The sequence below is a fragment of the Haloarcula sp. KBTZ06 genome (assembly GCF_048595605.1).
Lineage (GTDB): Archaea > Halobacteriota > Halobacteria > Halobacteriales > Haloarculaceae > Haloarcula > Haloarcula hispanica.
In genome coordinates, this window is record NZ_CP184337.1 from 252,415 (window position 1) to 272,045 (window position 19,631).

The 19,631-nt window shown below is 63.8% G+C and carries 21 protein-coding genes; 13 read left to right on the top strand and 8 right to left on the bottom strand.

Annotated features, from left to right (window positions below; all coding sequences use genetic code 11):
* The 3 genes from ACNO8S_RS01350 to ACNO8S_RS01360 all read left to right on the top strand — a co-directional run bounded on the left by ACNO8S_RS01350 (position 1) and on the right by ACNO8S_RS01360 (position 2,651).
* On the top strand, positions 1-957 hold the full coding sequence (locus ACNO8S_RS01350; RefSeq protein WP_044952137.1) for a lamin tail domain-containing protein: 957 nt from the start codon (positions 1-3) through the stop codon (positions 955-957).
* A gap of 51 nt (positions 958-1,008) precedes the next feature.
* A complete protein-coding gene (locus ACNO8S_RS01355; RefSeq protein ID WP_146418001.1) occupies positions 1,009-2,064 on the top strand; it encodes a molybdopterin-dependent oxidoreductase in 1,056 nt (351 codons plus the stop codon).
* Positions 2,065-2,306: 242 nt separating this feature from the next.
* A complete protein-coding gene (locus tag ACNO8S_RS01360) occupies positions 2,307-2,651 on the top strand; it encodes a hypothetical protein (RefSeq protein ID WP_014039398.1) in 345 nt (114 codons plus the stop codon).
* 57 nt (positions 2,652-2,708) lie between these two features.
* Here the strand turns inward: ACNO8S_RS01360 and ACNO8S_RS01365 are convergent, their stop codons facing one another.
* The 7 genes from ACNO8S_RS01365 to ACNO8S_RS01395 all read right to left on the bottom strand — a co-directional run bounded on the left by ACNO8S_RS01365 (position 2,709) and on the right by ACNO8S_RS01395 (position 8,191).
* Positions 2,709-3,332: an HAD family hydrolase gene (locus ACNO8S_RS01365; RefSeq protein WP_420182362.1), complete on the bottom strand. Its 624-nt coding sequence runs from the start codon at positions 3,330-3,332 to the stop codon at positions 2,709-2,711.
* The gene (locus ACNO8S_RS01370; protein ID WP_014039400.1) at positions 3,329-3,751 is read right to left on the bottom strand and encodes an RNA-binding domain-containing protein; all 423 of its coding nucleotides are present in this window, start codon (positions 3,749-3,751) and stop codon (positions 3,329-3,331) included. Before ACNO8S_RS01370 ends, ACNO8S_RS01365 begins: the two co-directional genes overlap by 4 nt.
* Positions 3,748-4,311 carry an AAA family ATPase gene (locus ACNO8S_RS01375; protein WP_050037486.1) on the bottom strand — a complete coding sequence of 188 codons (564 nt, stop codon included), beginning with the start codon at positions 4,309-4,311 and terminating at the stop codon, positions 3,748-3,750. The genes ACNO8S_RS01370 and ACNO8S_RS01375 overlap by 4 nt, the downstream gene beginning before the upstream one ends.
* Before the next feature lie 51 nt (positions 4,312-4,362).
* Positions 4,363-5,205, bottom strand: a complete 843-nt coding sequence (locus ACNO8S_RS01380) for a polyprenyl synthetase family protein (RefSeq protein ID WP_004594002.1) — start codon at positions 5,203-5,205, stop codon at positions 4,363-4,365.
* Between the two features lie 61 nt (positions 5,206-5,266).
* Entirely contained in the window at positions 5,267-6,217 is a 951-nt protein-coding gene (locus ACNO8S_RS01385) for an electron transfer flavoprotein subunit alpha/FixB family protein (protein WP_420182363.1), read from the bottom strand.
* Positions 6,217-7,008, bottom strand: a complete 792-nt coding sequence (locus ACNO8S_RS01390; RefSeq protein ID WP_008311121.1) for an electron transfer flavoprotein subunit beta/FixA family protein — start codon at positions 7,006-7,008, stop codon at positions 6,217-6,219. Before ACNO8S_RS01390 ends, ACNO8S_RS01385 begins: the two co-directional genes overlap by 1 nt.
* 85 nt (positions 7,009-7,093) lie before the next feature.
* Entirely contained in the window at positions 7,094-8,191 is a 1,098-nt protein-coding gene (locus ACNO8S_RS01395) for a helix-turn-helix transcriptional regulator (protein WP_014039403.1), read from the bottom strand.
* 154 nt (positions 8,192-8,345) lie between these two features.
* Here ACNO8S_RS01395 and ACNO8S_RS01400 point away from each other — a divergent pair, with 154 nt between their 5' ends.
* Positions 8,346-9,578 carry a DUF7096 domain-containing protein gene (locus tag ACNO8S_RS01400; protein WP_023843112.1) on the top strand — a complete coding sequence of 411 codons (1,233 nt, stop codon included), beginning with the start codon at positions 8,346-8,348 and terminating at the stop codon, positions 9,576-9,578.
* 185 nt (positions 9,579-9,763) lie between these two features.
* On the opposite strand, the gene ACNO8S_RS01405 is transcribed toward ACNO8S_RS01400, so the two are convergent.
* Positions 9,764-10,384 (bottom strand): methyltransferase domain-containing protein, encoded by a 621-nt coding sequence (locus ACNO8S_RS01405; RefSeq protein WP_008311118.1) that lies wholly within the window; start codon positions 10,382-10,384, stop codon positions 9,764-9,766.
* 115 nt (positions 10,385-10,499) lie between these two features.
* Here ACNO8S_RS01405 and ahaH point away from each other — a divergent pair, with 115 nt between their 5' ends.
* The 9 genes from ahaH to ACNO8S_RS01450 all read left to right on the top strand — a co-directional run bounded on the left by ahaH (position 10,500) and on the right by ACNO8S_RS01450 (position 19,580).
* On the top strand, positions 10,500-10,832 hold the full coding sequence (gene ahaH / locus ACNO8S_RS01410; RefSeq protein ID WP_129755962.1) for an ATP synthase archaeal subunit H: 333 nt from the start codon (positions 10,500-10,502) through the stop codon (positions 10,830-10,832).
* On the top strand, positions 10,819-13,071 hold the full coding sequence (locus ACNO8S_RS01415; protein WP_050037489.1) for a V-type ATP synthase subunit I: 2,253 nt from the start codon (positions 10,819-10,821) through the stop codon (positions 13,069-13,071). Before ahaH ends, ACNO8S_RS01415 begins: the two co-directional genes overlap by 14 nt.
* 218 nt (positions 13,072-13,289) lie before the next feature.
* A complete protein-coding gene (locus ACNO8S_RS01420) occupies positions 13,290-13,553 on the top strand; it encodes a F0F1 ATP synthase subunit C (RefSeq protein ID WP_008311113.1) in 264 nt (87 codons plus the stop codon).
* A 22-nt stretch (positions 13,554-13,575) separates the two neighbouring features.
* Entirely contained in the window at positions 13,576-14,160 is a 585-nt protein-coding gene (locus tag ACNO8S_RS01425; RefSeq protein WP_008311110.1) for a V-type ATP synthase subunit E, read from the top strand.
* Entirely contained in the window at positions 14,157-15,230 is a 1,074-nt protein-coding gene (locus ACNO8S_RS01430) for a V-type ATP synthase subunit C (RefSeq protein ID WP_014039407.1), read from the top strand. Before ACNO8S_RS01425 ends, ACNO8S_RS01430 begins: the two co-directional genes overlap by 4 nt.
* Positions 15,227-15,550, top strand: a complete 324-nt coding sequence (locus ACNO8S_RS01435) for a V-type ATP synthase subunit F (RefSeq protein ID WP_014039408.1) — start codon at positions 15,227-15,229, stop codon at positions 15,548-15,550. Before ACNO8S_RS01430 ends, ACNO8S_RS01435 begins: the two co-directional genes overlap by 4 nt.
* A gap of 2 nt (positions 15,551-15,552) precedes the next feature.
* Entirely contained in the window at positions 15,553-17,313 is a 1,761-nt protein-coding gene (locus tag ACNO8S_RS01440; protein WP_050037491.1) for an ATP synthase subunit A, read from the top strand.
* A 2-nt stretch (positions 17,314-17,315) separates the two neighbouring features.
* On the top strand, positions 17,316-18,734 hold the full coding sequence (locus ACNO8S_RS01445) for an ATP synthase subunit B (RefSeq protein WP_014039410.1): 1,419 nt from the start codon (positions 17,316-17,318) through the stop codon (positions 18,732-18,734).
* 93 nt (positions 18,735-18,827) lie between these two features.
* Positions 18,828-19,580, top strand: a complete 753-nt coding sequence (locus ACNO8S_RS01450; RefSeq protein ID WP_023843114.1) for a bacteriorhodopsin — start codon at positions 18,828-18,830, stop codon at positions 19,578-19,580.
* Positions 19,581-19,631 lie beyond the last annotated feature (51 nt).

The following is a 19,631-nucleotide window of genomic DNA, read 5'->3' on the forward strand; positions in this document are numbered from 1 at the left end:
ATGCGTCGGCTCGCGTTCGGTCTCGTCGTCGTCCTCGTGGTCGCTGCCGGCTGCAGCGGCTTCACTACTTCTCCGTCTCAGCCCGCGGGGACCGCCGTTGACAGCCAGTCAGCAGTCGACGTTCCGGAGCCCGCTGTCACCGTGACCGTCACGGCTGTCGTCGACGGCGATACGATACAGGTCGCCTACGAGAACGGGACTGGTGACACGGTCCGACTGGTCGGTGTCGACACGCCCGAAGTCCACACAGAGAACGACCCCGCGGAGTTCGAGGGCGTCCCCGAGACCGACGCCGGTGCGTCCTGCCTCCGCAGGGCCGGCACAAACGCGTCGTCGCTCGCCAAGCAACAACTGCTGGGCGAGACAGTCGGGCTCGCGTTCGACCAGAATCTGGACCGCCGCGGCTACTACGACCGACTGCTGGCCTACGTCGTCCTCGACGGGACGCTGTTCAACTACCGACTCGTCGAGACTGGTCATGCGAGGGTATACGACAGTGAATTCTCCCGCACCGACCGATTCTACGTGGCCGAGGACGCTGCCCGCTCCGACCGACGCGGGCTCTGGCGCTGTACGGACCCGGACGCAGTGACCCACACGGCTATCGCCGACGGCGGGACCGAGAGTGCCAGCGGCGTCGAAATCGCGGAAATCCATCCCGATGCGACGGGCAACGACAACGAGAACCTGAACGACGAGTACGTCACGCTCACGAACACCGGTGACGCGGCTCTCGACCTTTCCGGGTGGACAGTCAGCGACGAAGCCGGCCACCAGTACGCGTTCACGGACCTGACCCTCGACCCGAACGCGTCGGTGACCCTCTACACCGGAAGCGGAACCGACACTGACACGGAACGGTACTGGGGCCGGAACGGGGCGGTCTGGAACAACGACGGCGACACTGTCGTCGTCCGGAACGCCAGCGGCGAGACGGTCCTGCGGCAGTCGTACTGACGCCGCTACGCAGGGATGGCAGTATAAACCGTTCCAGTGCTAACCGATAGCATGGCCATCCGCCGGCTGACGCCCACGCCACGGGCGGTCGACTGGGGGCTGTTCGCGGCGGTGGCGACGCTGCTTGCCACCGGTGTCGCCACCATCTTCGCAGGCATCCCCAGCAGCGCGTGGATAATCGACATCCACGCACTCTCCGGCGTCGTGCTGATCCTCCTCCTGCCGGTGAAGCTCCACCGCGTTTCCCACCGCGTCGCTCCGTCGCGGCTGACCGGGACTCGCGTCCTCTCGGTCGTCCTGGCGGCAGTCGCGCTGGGCGCGCTCGGCACCGGCGTCTGGTGGATATTCGGCGGCACGCTCGACCTCGGGCCGTGGGGGCTGTTTCACCTGCACGTCGCGCTCGGCCTGCTGGTCCCGCCACTGCTACTGGTGCATCTCCGTGCTCGGTTCTACTCTCCAAGACAGGCCACCCGTGGCGGCCGCCGGGACGTCCTCCGGTACGCCGGGCTGGTGACTGCCGGCGCGCTCCTCTGGCGAGTTCAGGGGCCAGTCAACGACGCGCTCGACTCGGCCGGCGCGGACCGCCGGTACACCGGTTCGCGGGAGGAAGGGACTGACGACGGCAACCGGTACCCCGTCACCAGTTGGGTCGCCGACGACCCGGACCCGGTCGACGCGGCCGACTGGTCGCTGTCGGTTGCCGGCCGAGTCGCTCAGGAGACCAGCTACGCCGCCGACGAACTCTCGCCGGACGCGACCGAATCGGCGATACTTGACTGTACGAGCGGCTGGTACTCCGGCCACGAGTGGCAGGGCGTTCGGGTCGGTGACCTGCTCGACGCCGTTGACCCCGACGACGCGGCGGCGTGGGTCCAGTTCCGCTCGGTGACCGGCTACCGGTGGAGCCTCCCGCTGTCGGAGGCCCGCGATGCCGTGCTGGCCACCCACGTCGACGGCGAGCGCCTGGCCCACGGGCACGGCTACCCGCTCCGACTCGTCGCACCGGGCCGCCGTGGCTTCCAGTGGGTGAAGTGGGTCGAGTCGGTCCGGGTCAGCAAGCGCCGCGAACTCGGTGAGTGGCTCGCGATATTCGTGAGCGGGCTCTGAATTTGTCCATGTGCTCCCAGCGGTAGCGCGGTCGCTGTTCCTTCAGGAAATCCCGTTTGGAAAGAGGAGATTACCCGCAGTATCTGCTCACTTCGGACGGGAACACCCCGACGCACTGTCTCTCTACGCTGACTCGGCGCTCAGCACAGTACGACAGGCCCAGCGGTCGAAAGAGCAGCTTACCACTGCAGTTGTCATTGAAGCTACCACTAACGAAGTGCTGTGGAGCAGTAGCGGGGGCTATGAACTGGCGGCAGCCCGCCCGACTCACCGGCCCGTCGAACACCGCCGTCGCCCTGTGGGTGGTTGCCGTCGCCTTCTTCGGCGTCGGCGACCTCGTCACGACGCTCGTCGGCTACAGCATTACCGGCGTGACAGAGCTCAGTCCGGTCGTCAAGCTACTGCTGGAACAGCACGCACTGCTGGTGCTGACTGGCCTGAAAGCCGCCGTGTTCGTGGGCTTTTTCGCCATCTGGAAGTACGTCTCCTGGCCGTACTCCATCGGTGTCCCGCTCGGACTGGCGCTGCTGGGCGTCGTGGTGACGGCGTGGAACACCGGCATCATCCTCACCGCCCTTCTGGCCTGAAACCGCCGGCTGACCGCCTCTGATACCCACGGCGTTCTGTGCCGGCAGTTGTATGTGCTACACCAGCGCGTCGATAGAATCCCAGAGGTCCGGCCCGCCGTCGTCGCCCGACTCGTAGTGAATCGGCACGAAGCCGGCGTTGCGGGCCCCTTCCACGTCGGTTTCGTACTCGTTGCCGACCATCACGTACTCGTCGGCCGGCAGTTCCTCTCGGACCCGGTCGAACGGTGCGCTGTCCGGCTTGTGTGCGCCAACCTCGTAGGAGGCGACGAAGCGGTCGAACAGGTCGGTTAGCCCGTGGTGGTCGAGCTTGCCGAGCTGGCGCTCCCGGATGCCGTTGGTGACAATCGCGAGCTGGTTGTCGGCAGCGAGTGCGGTCAGGCTATCCCGGGCCGCCTCGGGCACGGTCGTCGATGCGTATTCGGTCTCTCTGAGCGTCTCGACCAGTGCATCGAGGTCCACGTCTGCCCCGGCCGCTTCGACGACGGCGGCCATCGACTGCCGGTACGGCTCCGGCTCCAGCGCCTCAAAGGCCGTGTAAAACACGTCCTTGCTAACGGCCCGTAGCTCGTCCGTGTACTCGATACCGTGGGCCTCGAACGTCCGGCGGATGATGTTCTTGTACGGCTCCGGGTAGTGGACGACCGTGTCGTCGAGGTCGAAACAGATGGTCGTCGTCATGTCTCCTCGTCGTAGACCGGCTGGCCGTCCTCGGTCGGCGGCGCGACGTAGTCGATGTACTCCTCGGCCGTCGGTTCGTGGACGGTCACGTTCACATGGATGTCGCCCAGTTCAGAGGGGTCACCGACCGCGAAGTTGATTCGGCCTTCGAACGCCGCTTGCTTCTTCACGTCGAACGCGAAGGTGTCGCCCTCTAGATTATCGAAGAAGACCGACCGGGCTGTATCCAGGATTTCCCGCCGGTGGAGCAGCTCGGAAAACCCGTCCATCGTGTGGACTTCGGCGACGAGTGCACCCTGCTGGTGAGTCGGGTCAGCCTCAGGGAAGAGATTCCGGACCGCGTCAGCGACCCGGTCGGTCACTTCAGTGTCGTTGACGGGGACTTCGATTCGGATGTCGACGGAGTAGACGGCGCTCATTGGTCGAGTGCCTCCGGACCGTCCCGAATCAGTGTACGAACAGTCCGCTGGAACGCGGCCAGCGTCTCCGTGTTTTCGATGGTCAGGTCGGCCATCTCCATGGCCTCGCCCATTCCGAAGCCGAGTTCGCGAGCGTCGCGGTCCTCGAGCGATTCGCCGCCGTCCTCCGCCGAGGTGTCCCGTCCACGGAGGTCGAGGCGGTCGGCCCGCAGTTCGAACGGAGCGTCTACCTCGACGAGTAGGAACGTGTCGCCGAACGCCGATTCGAACGCTTCGACCTCTACGTCCGACCGGATACCGTCGACGAGGACGGTGTCGTTCGATTCGAGTTCTGCCTCGATCATCGGTAGCGAGCGCTCGGCGATAGCGGCGGGGCCGTTCTCCTCTCGGAGCGCCTTCGCGACCGTCCCGTGGTCTGTCGCGGGGTCAAGCCCGCGGTCGCGGCACTCCTCGCGGATGACGTCGCCCATCGTCACGACCGGCACGCCCATCTCGGCGGCGACGTTCGCTGCCTCGCTTTTCCCGCTGCCCGGCAGCCCGACGATACCGATAACTGTCATTGCCGGGCGTAATCGAGCAGCGGGCAAAAGCCCTCCCGTTCGGATCGGTCCTCACCGTTCGCGGACAACGACGAACTCCGCGAGGTCCCGCAGGTACTCCATCGACTGGGACTCCGGGGCGTCGATGGTCGACAGCGACTCCAGCGCGGCGTCGGACTCGGCCCGCGCTCGCTCGTTTGCCTCCTCGGTCGTCAGTTCCGTCACTTCCACCAGCGACGGCCGCTCCATCTCCGCGTCGGTCCCGGCCGGCTTGCCCAGCGTTTCGGCGTCGGCCGTCGCATCGAGTACGTCGTCGCGCATCTGGAAGGCGACGCCAACCCGTTCAGCGTACTGACCGACCGCCTCAACCGTGTACGGGTCCGAGTCGGCGGCGATAGCTCCAAGTTCCGCCGCAGCGCGGAACAGCGCCCCGGTCTTTCGGCGGGCCAGTTCCATGTACTCCTTCTCGTTGGAGGGCTCCGCAACCAGTTCCATCGCCTCGCCCTCGCCCAGTTCGACCATCGACTCGGAGACGGTCTGCATGGCGCGCTCGTCCGTCGAAAAGAGATTGAACGCTTCGCCGAGTAGGCCATCGGAGGCGATGATGGCCGGGCCGTGGCCGAAGGCTTCCCAGGCAGCCGGGGACCCCCGCCGGAGTTCTGACTCGTCGATGATGTCGTCGATGACCAGCGAGGCGTTGTGGACGAGCTCGATGCCGACCGCGAAATCGACGGCATCGGCCGGCTCCCCGCCCAGCGCCTCACACACCAGCACTGTCACCGTCGGCCGCACCCGCTTCCCCCCGGAAAGCGCCACATGACGCACTTCGTCTGCGAGTTCGTCCGGCTCCACGCTGTCGAGGACAGCCTCCAACCGCTCCTCGACCCGGTCCCGCCGGCGCTCGAGATACTCCATTACCGCTCCCTTAGGACTACCATAAAAAGTACCTTGTCACCCGCGATTCAGTGTATCGTGGCTACTGGAACTGCTCGATAAGTGCCGGGACGACCTCGAATAAGTCGTCCTGAATGCCGTAGTCGGCGATATCGAAGATCGGTGCGTTCGGGTCGGTGTTGATGGCGACAATCGTGTCCGAGCCCTTCATCCCGGCGACGTGCTGGACGGCTCCGGAGATGCCGATAGCGATGTACACGTCTGGTGTGACGACCTTCCCGCTCTGGCCGACCTGGCGGTCCTTCGCCAGCCAGCCGTTATCGATGAGCGGCCGCGAACCCGACACCGTCGCGTCCAGCGCCTCAGCGAGGTCGTGGATGATATCCAGGTTCTCTTCTTCTTCGATACCGCGGCCGACGGACACCAGCACGTCCGCGTCCGTGATGTCGATATCGCCACCGCCGACCTCCTCGAAGCCTTTCACGGTCGACCTGATGGCACTCTCGTCGATGGTCGCGTCGAACGCCTCGATGGCAGCATCCCCGTCCGCTTCGATGGTCGGCCACTCAGCCGGACGGATGGTCACGGCCGCCTGGTCGGCGTGGACGTCGATTGTCGTTTCGGCTTTCGAGCCGTACAGTTCTCTGGTTGCAGTGAGGCCGTCCTCGGCGTCGATGTCGACTACGTCGGTCACGAGCGGCCGGTCCAGCCGGTTGGCGACTGCCGGCGCGTAATCGAGGCCGTTGACGCTGTTGGGCATCAGGAGGACGGTCGGGTCCAGCTCCGTGGCCAGTTGGGTGACGACCTGCGTGTACACGTCGTGGTTGAACTCCTCGCCGATATCGACGGTGTGGACGGTGTCGACGCCCTCGCGGTTCAGCTCTGCCCCGAACGCCTCGACGTCACCGCCGATGACGGCGGTGTGTAGCTTGCCGCCGAGTTCGTCGGCGAGATCGCGACCGGCTGCTAACTGTTCTAAGCTCACCGGTCGGAGCTCCCCACGCCGGTGTTCGGCGATAGCGAGGACCGACATTAGCTGGTCACCCCCTTCTCCGCGAGCAGTTCAGCCAACTCGGTCGCCGTCTCTTCGGGACTCCCCTCGAACACCGTCGCCTCGCCCTCGGTTTCGGGCTCGTATAGCGAGGTCTGTTCCAGCGGGCTCTCGATCCCGGCCGCGTCGAGGCCGATATCCGCCAGGCTGTACTCCGCGAGCTCCTTGCTCTGGGCCTGCCGGATGCCCCGAAGGCTCGCGTAGCGTGGGTCGTTGATCCCGGTCTGTATCGTCAGGACGGCCGGAATCTCGATGTCGGTGAGTTCCTCGACGCCGCCTTCCAGTTCCCGGTGGACGCTCGCGACTCCTGCCTCCAGATCGAGGTCGAGGTCGTTGACGACAGCGCCCCACTCCATGTCGAGTTTGTCGGCCAGCGTGACGCCGGTCGCCCCGAACCCGTCGTCGGCGGACTGGACACCGGTCAGCACCAGATCGGGGTCTTCCTCGGCAGCGACGGCGGCCAGCACTTGGGCCTTCGTTTCGGGGTCCAGCAGGCCGGCGTCATCGAGTGCGTCGTCCCAGACACGGATCGCTCGGTCGGCCCCTTTCGCCAGCGCTTGCCGGATCGTTTCGTCCGTCTCGGACGGGCCGATAGTGGCGGTGACGACCTCGACGTCGTCGTGGGCCTCCTTTATCTGGACGGCCGCTTCGACAGCGTACTCGTCCCACTCGTTGAGGTCGGCTGTGACGTACCGGTCGTCGATAGCGAGTCCGTCGATCTCGAACTCGTCGTCGACGGCTGCCACCTCCTTCACCGTGACAAGGATTTTCATGCTGAGACGTCCGACCGGACAGCGAATAAACGTTTTCGAACCAGAAACCACGCCCGGCTCGTTTACAGTCAAATAGTCCGGACAGTTACTCGTCGAAGTCGGTGATCTCTTCGTCCGGGAACGAAATGAGGTTCTCCCGACCGATACGGAGTTTGTCGATGCGGCCCTCCTCGTCCATCGCTGAGAGCAACTGCGACACCTTCGCGTTCGACCACCCGGTCTCGGAGACGATGCGAGCCTGCTTCATCCGTCCGCCGTTTTCTTCCAGGAGCCGTTCGACGCGTTCCTCGTCGCTCAGCAGTTCGACGTCGACGTCGTCCGAGGCTGTGGTGTCGCTCACCGGGGCTGCCGTCCCGGTACTGTCGTCTCCGTCGTCGTCGGTCCCGGCAGCAACCGATGGCAGCGCGTCAGTGTATCCGGTCTTGAACATGTAACCGACGGCCCCGACGAGCAGCACCATCAGCACGACCCCGCCGATCCAGGTCGAGTCGACGCCGCCGAACATCGATCCAGGGGTTTCTGCCGGCGTCTGGGTATCCGGTTGTTCGCCAGTGTACACGACGGACAGGTACCCCGGCTCGAACGTCCGCCGTCCTTCGAAAACCAGCTTTCCGTCGTCGACGGCGCTCGGGGCGCTCTCCACCCCGTACTCAGGCGGTGGCGAGATAACGAGTCGCTGGTCCGCAGTTAGCGTCCCGAACCACGTACCGTCCGTTGAATTGAACGCGTCCCCGACGACGATGTTCTCGCCGGTGACGACTGCGAAGTTCGTCCACGTAAACTCGAGGATCAGTTGCCCCTTGCGGTCTGACACCTCGTACCGACGGTCGACGTCGGTAATCTCCATCTCGCGGCCGGTGACGGCACTGGCCTCGTCGCTCGCTTCCCGGAACGACGGCAGCCACACTGCCTCGGTGTCCTCGCTGGCGAACTGCTCACCGGTGTTCCTAAACCACTCAGTTTCGGATTCGTCGAGCGCGTAGGTGTCTGTTATCGTCCACTTGGCATCGCCGTTCGATTGGATCTGGAGAGCGAACGTCGTGTTCTCCGCGACCGGTGTCGGCGTCCCGGTCGTCTGCTGGGCGGGGACGGTATCTGTTGCCGCCGCTGTCGCAAGCGGCGGGGTCGCCAACAGGGCAAACAGGACAAGGAGGAGGAGGGCACCTGATACCCGCGGGGTCATTCTCGTTCACCGATGAACGTTCTGGGGGCAAAACCCTTTCCATCCGAGAATAAAACGTCAGCGGACGCTTTGAAAGGTCTCGTGGCTTCTCAGGTCATTATTGATACATGGAGAATGGGGAGATTTTTGTACGGTGGGCGAGTATTCGATGCTGATGCGTCCCCTCCCCGCAGTCGGTGTGATCCTCCTCATGGTCGTCTCCGTGGCTGCCCCAGTGACTGGGTTCGCCTCGCCGGCCCAGACCGCTGACGGCAGCGATCAGTTGCCACAGATCACGGTTGTCGACAACACGACGAACCATCTCACTATCCCGGCCAGCGACGTCAGGTCGACGACGTACAACCAATCGTCGATCGATGTCGGCGTCGCGGTTGCAGCCGGATCCAGTGACCTGCGGAGCGACTACGCGACGACGACGTTCGAACGGAAGTTCTTCCAGCAGGACAGCGAGGCCGCCCGCGACCGCCTCGTCGACGAGACATTGACCAACATCGAAAGCAAGCGAACGAGTCTGGAACAACGGAATCAGATCGCGATCCAGCAGTACGCAAACGGTGCGATAACCGCTAGGGAGTTCCTGCGACAGCGGGCGCTGCTCGACGCAGAGTCACGTCAACTGGCCACCCGACTCGACCGGATTCGGGCGACCGCTGGTACCGCACCGGACTACTCACTGTCACCGAACCAGCGCTTCCGGCTGGAAAACAACAGGGGCGTGCTCAAGACGTCCCGTGGCCCGATTAGTCAGCGTATCAGCGCTGAAACCGCCGGTAATACCGAGCCGAACACGGTATACGTCGAGGTTTCGTCCGAGGGGTACATGCTGTCGACGGTCGCAGACGGTCGGTACACGCGTGAGACGTATCTCGGACAGGACCGCGAACAGACGGCAATCGACCAGTTCGCCCGGACCAACGACTCCCTCCGTGCGGTCAACACGCGGGCGGAGACTCTCTACCCGTGGCTCTACAGCGAACAGTACCCGTCCGTCCAGACGTACGGCCGGAGTGCCATCTACCAGATTCAGGCCGATCACTCGAACGGACAGCTAACGGCCTATCTCGACGGCGGCACGACGAATGTCTTCTACGAAACCCAGCACCTCGAACTGACGACAGTCGACCGGTCGGAAGTAGCGACGAACGTGAACCAGTCAGTTCGCGTCCGAGTCGAGCAGTCCTTCGAGTCCGGACCGCTGCTCGTCACGGTCAGCGACAACAGTACGGGATCCACGGCGGATGCGACTGTCAGGATAAACGGTAAACGGATCGGGACGACCGGTACAGACGGCTCTCTCTGGACTGTCGAACCCCGTGGAGAGTACACGGTTACCGTCACCACACAGGACGGCGACCGAGTACGGGTTCCCGTCAGTGGATCGGCGTAGCACGGAAGAAAGCGGCTCTATGGTCGCTGTTACTCTGGTACTTCTGCAATCGTCGTAATCGCTCGCGGACTACCTGGTCGGGACTGCCGGACCACCTTTTTCCGGCTCGGGTAACCTCCGGTTACCGCTCACCGCAAAAACGTGGGCGAAAAAGCGGCTACTCGCTTTGCTCGTGGCTGAAGGGCTTACTCGGGTACTTCTGCAATCGTCGTAATCGCTCGCGGACTACCTGGTCGGGACTGCTGGATGTGGTGTTCGAACTCCTCGAATCCGGCCTCAGTGAACATCCGGTCGGCTTCCTCTTCGTCGTAAAACAGCATGATGGCGTCGGCCATCTTCTGGAAGACAGTCGAGTTCGGGTAGTCGGGGCCGACGATGAGGACCTTGCCACCGGGTTTGGTCAGTCGGCGACACTCCGCAAGCGCGTCGACGGGGTTGGGCCAGTACTCGATGGACCCCGAGGACCACACCGCATCGAAACTGTCGTCCTTGAACGGGAGTCGCTCGGCGTCACCGAGATGATAGCGCACGTCGCCGAACTTGCCGAACTTCTCGAACGCTTTCGAGAGCTGGTGGGGGCTCTGGTCGAGCCCGTACACCGTATCGACGTGTTCGAGCAGCCCCTCGGTGGCGAAGCCGGTGCCACAGCCGACATCGAGGACCTTGTCGTCGGGCGAAAGATCGAGCATCGCAATCGCCTCGTCGCGCATCCGCTCGTCCCAGATGAAGGGGTTGATCTGGTCGTACACCTTCGAGAGATACTTGTAGAACGTCCGCGCGCGGGCCTTGTTCTCGAGGACTCCCATTACTGCCAGCTTAGGACTTGGCGGTCATAATTCCCCGGATTTTGGCCGCTCTATCACACGGGGAAACTTCGCAACTACCAAATAGCCGCTCTGGCAACGCTCACATGATTAGAGAATGCCACGGCCAGAAGTTCTTGACAGGATACAGGAGGCCGAGCAGGAGGCCGACGAGATCGTCGCAGAGGCCGAACAAGACCGCGAAGACCGCATCGCGGAGGCTCGCGATGAGGCCGAGGAGATCCGCGAATCCGCGCGGGAAGAGGCCGAGGCGGCCGCCGAAGACCGTCTCGAAGCGGCTCGCGAAGAGATCGAGGCCGAGCGCGAGCAGATCATCGAAGACGGTGAGAGCGCTCGCGACGACCTCGAACAGCAGGCCAGTGAACAGATCGACGAGGTAGTCGAATACGTCACAGACCTGTTCGAGGAGGCGGTGCATGCTCAGACCTGAGAAGATGTGCCGCGTCTCGGTGACGGGGTCGAAACGCGCGATGGAGCAGACTATTGAGGCCGTCCACGACCTCGATATGCTCCACGTCACCGAGTATGACGGCTCCTGGGACGGATTCGAACCCGGGAACTCGCTCGACGGAACCAACGAGGTCTCGGACAAGCTCGTCACGGTTCGCTCGCTGCAGTCCATTCTGGGTGTCAGCGAGGAGGACGCCGGTCCGACGCGGGTCGTCACAGACGACGCGATCGAGGACCAACTCGAAACAGTCCGAACCGAGGTCAACGAACTCGACGACCGACGCGACGAGGTCCGTGACGAACTCCGGGCCGTCGAGGACCGTATCAACACGATGGCGCCGTTCGTCACGCTCGGCATCGACCTCGACCTGCTCCGTGGCTACGACTCGCTGTCCGTCGTTGTCGGCGAGGGCGACAGCGACGAGATCGAGGCTGTCCTCGCAGACAGCGACGTCGGGACGTTCGAACTGTTCACCGAGGACGGCATCGTCGCCGTGTTCGCACAGGCCGAAGAAGACGCCCTGCAGGACGCGCTCGTCGGGGCGACGTTCTCCCGACTCGAAATCCCCGACGGCGACGGCGACCCGACGGCGTATCTCGAAGAGCTGGAACACGAGAAACAGCAGCTCGAATCGAAGCTCTCGACCGTCGAGGACGAACTCAACGAACTCCGACTCGACCACGCCGGGTTCCTGCTCGCGGCCGAGGAGAAACTGGCTATCGAGGCCCAGAAGGGCGAAGCGCCGCTCACCTTCGCAACGACGGAAAACGCCTTCATCGCCGAGGGCTGGATTCCGAACGAGCGCTACGAGGAGTTCGAGCGGGCCCTTTCGAGTACTGTCGGCGACGCTGTCGACATCGACAGGATCGAAATCGCCGAGTACGACAGCGAGGGGCACGCAGAGTCCCACGAAGAAGTCGAGCGGGAAGGCGGCAACGGCGGCGAACCCGTCGGAAGCTCCGTCGATGCTCCCGAACCGGAGAGCGAGCGCCAACCGCAGGAAACCGTCGCTGACGGTGGCGTCATCACGATGGGTGACGACGCGCCGCCAGTCATTCAGGACAACCCGAAAGGCGTCAAGCCGTTCGAGGACCTCGTCGAGGTCGTCAACCGGCCGAAGTACGGCGAGTTCGACCCGACGGTCGCCTTCTTCCTGACGTTCCCGGCCTTCTTCGGGTTCATGATCGGTGACGTCGGGTATGGACTGCTGTACCTCGCGCTCGGCTACGGGCTGTACTCAGCGGTTGACAGCGATGTGCTGAAAAGCCTCGGGGGTGTCGGAATGTGGGCCGGTGGATTCACGATGCTGTTTGGCCTGCTGTACGGCGAGATCTTCGGCCTGCACACAATCTCGAACGTCGTGTGGCCTGCCCTCGGGTTCGAAGGGGCGCCGTTCCACAAGGGACTGCAGCCGGCGTACGGCGAGTACGCGATCGGGTGGCTGACGCTGAGTCTGCTGGCCGGGATGCTCCACCTCGCTGTGGGGTGGACGTTCGACTTCATCGAGAACCTGAACCACGGCCTCTGGGACGCCGTCACCGAGAGCGGCTCCTGGCTCCTGATGCTGTTTGGCCTCTGGGCCTGGGTGTTCTCCGGCGCAGCGGGCTCGGCACCGGACTTCCTCTACACCGCTGAGGAAGGCATCTTTGCCGGGAACCCGTTCCCGCTCGGCTTCGCCGGGCTCCCGGCTATCGACCTGTTCAGTGTCGGTGGGTTCCCGATATCAGCGTGGTTGCTGGTGTTTTTCGCTGGCCTCGTGTTGCTGGCGCTCGCTGACCCCATCGAAGTCGTCGAGTTCCTCAACGTGTTCGTGAACGTGCTGTCGTACACGCGACTGGCAGCAGTACTCCTGGCGAAGGCCGGGATGGCCTTCGTGGTCAATCTGCTGTTCTTCGGTGTGTTCGTCACGGACGACGGAGCGTGGCACTTCGGTATCAGTCACGCACCGAGCTACTACCTCGAGGAAGGCGTCTACCACGGCCACGAAGTCACAGAGGTCATGTTCGGAGGCCTGATGCACTCGGGCATCGCTGGTCTCGTCGGTGGACTGCTCGTCCTTGTGCTGGGGCACCTCCTCGTCCTCGTACTGGGTATCACCAGTGCCGGACTACAGGGTGTGCGTCTCGAATACGTGGAGTTCTTCGGCAAGTTCTTCGAGGGCGGCGGCAAGCGGTACAACCCGTTCGGCTACGAGCGGACCTACACCACTGACGACTGACCGCTATCGACCTTACTTCCGATATTTGTCGGTACTCCGGTAGCTACTGCCCTACCGTCGCGTACTCGGGGGCTGGTACCAGATGACAACCGTGGTTGAGAGCGCGGCTAAACCCACGGAACAGCATCTTGACGAAGTGTTTTGGGAAGCTTTATGAAGTCCGTGGAGTCACATACGCCTGTTCGGACACGAGCAACCTCAGAGAGGATCTCAACAACATGATAGAAACTATCGCACTCGTTGTCAACGCTGTACTGCAAGAAGGTGGCGCCGCTGCTCCGGCTATCCCGGGAGAAGCTGCTGCAGCCCTCGCTGTCGGGCTGGCTGCGCTCGGTTCGGGATACGCGGAACGTGGGATCGGGGCCGCCGCCGTCGGCGCAATCGCAGAAGACGAGAGCATGTTCGGCCGTGGGCTCATCCTGACAGTCCTGCCGGAAACGCTCGTCATTCTCGCGCTGGTCGTCGTCTTCATCCTCGGTTAACCACTCTCTCCCTTTTCCAATAATGAGCCTTCAAACAGTCGTAGAGGACATCCGCGACGAGGCCCGCGCGCGTGCTCAGGAGATTAGCGACGCGGCCGACGAACGTGCCGAGGAGATTATCGCCGACGCCGAGGCCGACGCCGAGCAGATCCACGAGGAACGCGAGGCCGAGGTCGAGCGGACCATCGAGCAGGAGCGAGAGCAGCGACTCTCCTCCGCGAAGCTCGAGGCCAAACAGGCTCGACTCAACGCCCGGCGTGACATCCTCGAAGACGTTCACGGCGACGTAGAGGACGCGCTTGCGGCCCTCGAAGGGGACCGACGAGAGGAACTGACACGCGCACTGCTTGACGCCGCCGTCGATGAATTCGACGACAGCGACGAGCTGTCGGTGTACGGCCGTGCGTCGGACCAGTCGCTTCTCGAGGATGTACTCGATGACTACGACGGCGCGACGTACGCCGGTGAGCGGGACTGCCTCGGCGGCGTCGTCGTCGAGAGCGGTGAGTCGCGAGTCCGTGTGAACAACACGTTCGATTCCATCCTGGAGGACGTCTGGGAGGACAACCTGAAAGCAATCAGCGACCGCCTGTTCGAAGACCAATGAGTTCGCGAACGGGAACGAGCGGCCAGGGAAGCAACTACGAGTACGTCATCGCACGGGTTCGTGCCCGAAGCGCGTCCCTGTTCGACGATGACGATTACCGGAAGCTGGTCCGCATGGGGACGGGCGAGATAGCCCGCTTCATGGAGGAAACGGAGTACGAGACCGAAATGAACGCGCTCGGCTCCCGGTACGACGGCGTCGACCTCGTCGAGTACGCGCTGAACCGCAACCTCGCGAAACACTTCGACGACCTGCTTCGCTGGTCCGAGGGGGCGCTGTACGACTACATCGCCCGCTACCTGCGGAAGTTCGACGTGTGGAACGTCAAGACCGTCATCCGCGGGCTTTACTCGGACGCGGAGCGGACCGAGGTCGAGGACGACCTCATCCGGGCCGGCGAGTTCACCGACCGGCGTATCGAGGACCTGCTGAACGCCGGTTCTATCGAGGAGGTCGTCGAGCAGCTCGACGACACTATCTTCGGTGACACGATGGCCGAGGCGTTCGACGTGTACGAGGAAAGCGGCGTCCTCGTGCCCCTGGAGAACGCGCTCGACCGCGCCTTCTACGAAACACTGCTGTCCGGCTTGCCGGATAATCCGGAGATCGACAGCCCGACCGGGCTGTACGTCGAGTTCCTGGAGACGGAAGTCGACTTCCGCAACCTCCGGAACGCGCTCCGGCTGGCCCGCAGTGGCGCGGACCTCGACCCCTCGGAGTACTTCATCGAGGGCGGCCAGCTGTTCGACGCACAGGAGGTCGCACAGCTGTCGACGAATCTCGACCAACTGGTCAGTGCCGTTCGCGAGAGCAAGTACGGCGACGACCTCGATCAGGCGCTGTCGGCGCTTGAGGAGGCCGACAACCTCATCGACTTCGAGCGGGCGCTGGACGCGGCGCTGCTCGAATACGCCGACCGGCTCTCGAACCGCTATCCGCTGTCGGTCTGTCCGGTGTTGTCGTACATCCTCAAAAAGGAGCGCGAGGTCGACAACATCCGGGCCATCGCCCGCGGTCGCGAGGCCGGCCTCGGCCCCGACGAGATCGAACAGGAGCTGGTGATACTATGAGCCAGGAGATAGCTGTCATCGGAAGCCCGGAGTTCACGACGGGCTTTCGGCTGGCTGGCGTCCGCAAGTTCGCGGACGTGCCTGCTGACGAGAAAGACGAGCAGCTCGACGACGCCGTCGAGGAGATGCTCGACGACGACGACGTCGGTATCGTCGTGATGCACGACGACGACCTGTCGCATCTCTCACGCGGTGTCAGGCAGGACGCGGAGACGAGTGTCGAGCCGGTGATGGTCACGCTCGGCGGCGGCACTGGGAGCGGCGGACTGCGTGAACAGATCAAGCGAGCCATCGGTATCGACCTGATGGACGAGGACTAACCATGAGTCAAGCAACAGACACAGACGTCCGCGAGGACGGCATTATCGAAAGCGTCTCGGGACCGGTCGTAACGGCTCGGGACCTCGACGCCCGGATGAACGACGTCGTTTACGTCGGCTCGGAAGGGCTGATGGGCGAGGTCATCGAGATCGAAGGAAACATCACCACGATTCAGGTGTACGAGGAGACCTCCGGTGTCTCCCCCGGCGAACCCGTCGAAGGGACGGGCTCGCCCCTCTCCGTGGACCTCGGGCCGGGCATGCTCGACGCCATCTACGATGGTGTCCAGCGCCCGCTCGACGTGCTCGAAGAGAAGATGGGGTCGGCGTTCCTCGACCGCGGTGTCGACGCGCCGGGTATCGACCTGGAGAAGACCTGGGAGTTCACCCCTGAAGTCGAGGAAGGCGACGAGGTCGAGGCCGGCGACATCGTCGGCACCGTCCCCGAGACGCCGAGTATCGACCACAAGGTGATGGTCCCGCCCGACTCCGAGGGTGGCGAGGTCGTCGCCATCGAATCGGGCAACTTCAACGTCGAAGAGACGGTCGTCGAACTGGACAGCGGCGAGGAGATCCAGATGCACCAGGAGTGGCCGGTGCGCCAGCAGCGCCCGACCGTCGACAAGGAGACCCCGACGGAACCGCTCATCTCGGGCCAGCGCGTACTCGACGGCCTGTTCCCGATTGCGAAGGGCGGAACGGCCGCCATTCCCGGTCCGTTCGGGTCCGGGAAGACGGTCACCCAGCACCAGCTCGCCAAGTGGGCCGACGCGGACATCGTCGTCTACGTCGGCTGTGGTGAGCGTGGCAACGAGATGACCGAGGTCATCGAGGACTTCCCGGAACTGGAGGACCCGACCACCGGCAACGCGCTGATGGACCGGACCTGCCTCATCGCCAACACGTCGAACATGCCCGTCGCGGCACGCGAATCCTGCGTGTACACGGGGATTACCATCGCGGAGTACTTCCGCGACATGGGGTACGACGTGGCGCTGATGGCCGACTCCACCTCCCGGTGGGCCGAGGCCATGCGCGAAATCTCCTCCCGACTCGAGGAGATGCCGGGCGAGGAGGGGTACCCCGCGTACCTTTCCGCTCGCCTGAGCGAGTTCTACGAACGTGCCGGGTACTTCGAGAACATCAACGGGACCGAGGGCTCTGTCTCAGTCATCGGGGCCGTCTCGCCGCCTGGCGGGGACTTCTCCGAGCCGGTCACCCAGAACACGCTGCGTATCGTCAAGACGTTCTGGGCGCTGGACGCGGACCTGGCCGAACGCCGGCACTTCCCCTCTATCAACTGGAACGAGTCGTATTCGCTGTATCGCGACCAGCTCGACCCGTGGTTCGAGGACAACGTCCGGGCCGACTGGCCGGAGACGCGCCAGTGGGCCATCGACACGCTGGACGAGGAAGCGGAACTGCAGGAGATCGTCCAGCTCGTCGGGAAGGACGCGCTGCCCGAGGACCAGCAGCTGACGCTCGAGATCGCCCGCTACCTGCGCGAGGCGTGGCTCCAGCAGAACGCCTTCCACGACGTGGACACGTTCTGTGAGCCCGAGAAGACCTACCGCATCATGGACGCCGCCAAGACGTACAACGATGCGGCCTTCGAGGCGCTGGATGCCGGTGTCCCCGTCGAGGAGATCACCGACATCGACGCCGCGCCGCGGCTCAACCGTATCGGCGTGCAGGAAGACTACAACGAGTACATCGACGACCTCGAAGACGACATCGAGTCTCAACTGCGGGAGCTGTACTAACAATGAAAGAGTATCAGACAATCACGGAGATCAGCGGACCGCTGGTGTTCGTCGAAACCGACGAACCGGTCGGCTACGACGACATCGTCGAAATCGAGCTCAGCGACGGCGAGACCCGCCGTGGCCAGGTGCTCGAATCCGCGAGCGACTACGTTGCCATTCAGGTGTTCGAGGGGACCGAGGGTATCGACCGCGATGCCTCGGTTCGCTTCCTCGGCGAGACGATGAAGATGCCCGTCACCGAGGACCTCCTCGGGCGGGTCATGGACGGGACCGGTCAGCCGATCGACGGTGGGCCCGAGATCGTCCCCGACGAACGCCGCGACATCGTCGGCGAGGCGATCAACCCCTACTCCCGGGAGTACCCCGAAGAGTTCATTCAGACGGGTGTTTCGGCCATCGACGGCATGAACACGCTCGTCCGCGGCCAGAAGCTGCCGATCTTCTCCGCCTCCGGCCTGCCACACAACGACCTGGCACTCCAGATCGCGCGACAGGCGACGGTGCCGGAAGAGGAGGACGGCGAAGACGACGAAGGGTCAGAGTTCGCTGTCATCTTCGGCGCGATGGGTATCACGGCCGAAGAGGCAAACGAGTTCATGGACGACTTCGAGCGCACCGGCGCGCTGGAACGCTCCGTCGTCTTCATGAACCTCGCGGACGACCCGGCCGTCGAGCGGACGATTACGCCGCGGCTGGCGCTGACCACCGCCGAGTACCTTGCCTTCGAGAAGGACTACCACGTCCTGGTCATCCTGACGGACATGACCAACTACTGCGAGGCACTGCGCGAGATCGGTGCCGCGCGTGAGGAGGTCCCGGGCCGGCGTGGCTACCCCGGATACATGTACACTGACCTGGCACAGCTCTACGAGCGTGCCGGTCGGATCGAGGGTCGCGAGGGGTCCGTGACTCAACTCCCGATCCTGACGATGCCGGGCGACGACGATACGCACCCGATTCCGGACCTGACCGGGTACATTACCGAAGGCCAGATCTACATCGACCGCGACCTCAACAGCCAGGGCATCCAGCCGCCGATCAACGTTCTGCCCAGCCTGTCGCGGCTGATGGACGACGGTATCGGCGAGGGGCTGACTCGCGCCGACCACGCCGACGTGAAAGACCAGATCTTCGCCGCGTACGCGGAAGGTGAGGACCTGCGCGACCTCGTGAACATCGTCGGTCGCGAGGCGCTGTCGGAACTGGACAACAAGTACCTGGACTTCGCCGACCGCTTCGAGGAGGAGTTCGTCGATCAGGGGACCGACACGGCCCGCAGTATCGACGAGACGCTCGAACTCGGCTGGGACCTGCTCTCGATGCTCCCGAAGGATGCGCTGAACCGCATCGACGAGGACCTCATCGAGGAGCACTACCGCGAGGACGAGACCGCCGAAACTGTCGAAGCCGAAGCCTGACAACGGCCCTATATCTCACGGTTCTTCGCAATTTTTACCATATATTTTGGGTACGCGACTGTTTAGCGTTGACCTCCTATACTAGAGTGCACTATGCCAGAACCAGGGAGTGAAGCGATATGGCTGTGGTTAGGTACAGCGGGCATGTTCCTCGGCATGCTATACTTCATCGCGCGTGGCTGGGGTGAAACCGACAGCAGGCGTCAGAAGTTCTACATCGCGACAATACTGATCACGGCAATCGCGTTCGTGAATTACCTCGCGATGGCACTCGGGTTCGGCCTGACGTTCATCGAGTTCGGCGGGTCGGAACACCCCATCTACTGGGCGCGATACACCGACTGGCTGTTCACGACGCCGTTACTGCTGTATGACCTCGGACTGCTTGCAGGGGCAGACCGCAACACCATCGCCTCGCTCGTCAGCCTCGACGTGCTGATGATCGGTACCGGTGTGGTCGCGACGCTAAGCGCAGGGAGCGGCGTGCTGTCGGCCGGCGCGGAACGGCTGGTCTGGTGGGGTATCAGCACCGCCTTCCTGCTGGTCCTGCTGTACTTCCTGTTCGCCTCGCTGTCCGGTCGGGTCGCAGACCTGCCCAGCGACACGCGGAGCACGTTCAAGACGCTGCGAAACCTCGTGACGGTCGTGTGGCTGGTCTACCCGGTCTGGTGGCTCGTCGGCAGTGAAGGACTCGGCCTCGTCGGTATCGGGATCGAGACGGCCGGCTTCATGGTCATCGACCTCGTCGCCAAGGTCGGCTTCGGTATCATCCTGCTCCGTAGCCACGGCGTGCTTGACGGTGCTGCGGAGTCGACCAGCACCGGCGCAACGCCTGCAGACGACTAACGACTGCCGTTCGCCGACTTCGTTTTTTGGGTGTCGATCCGGAAGCGGCGG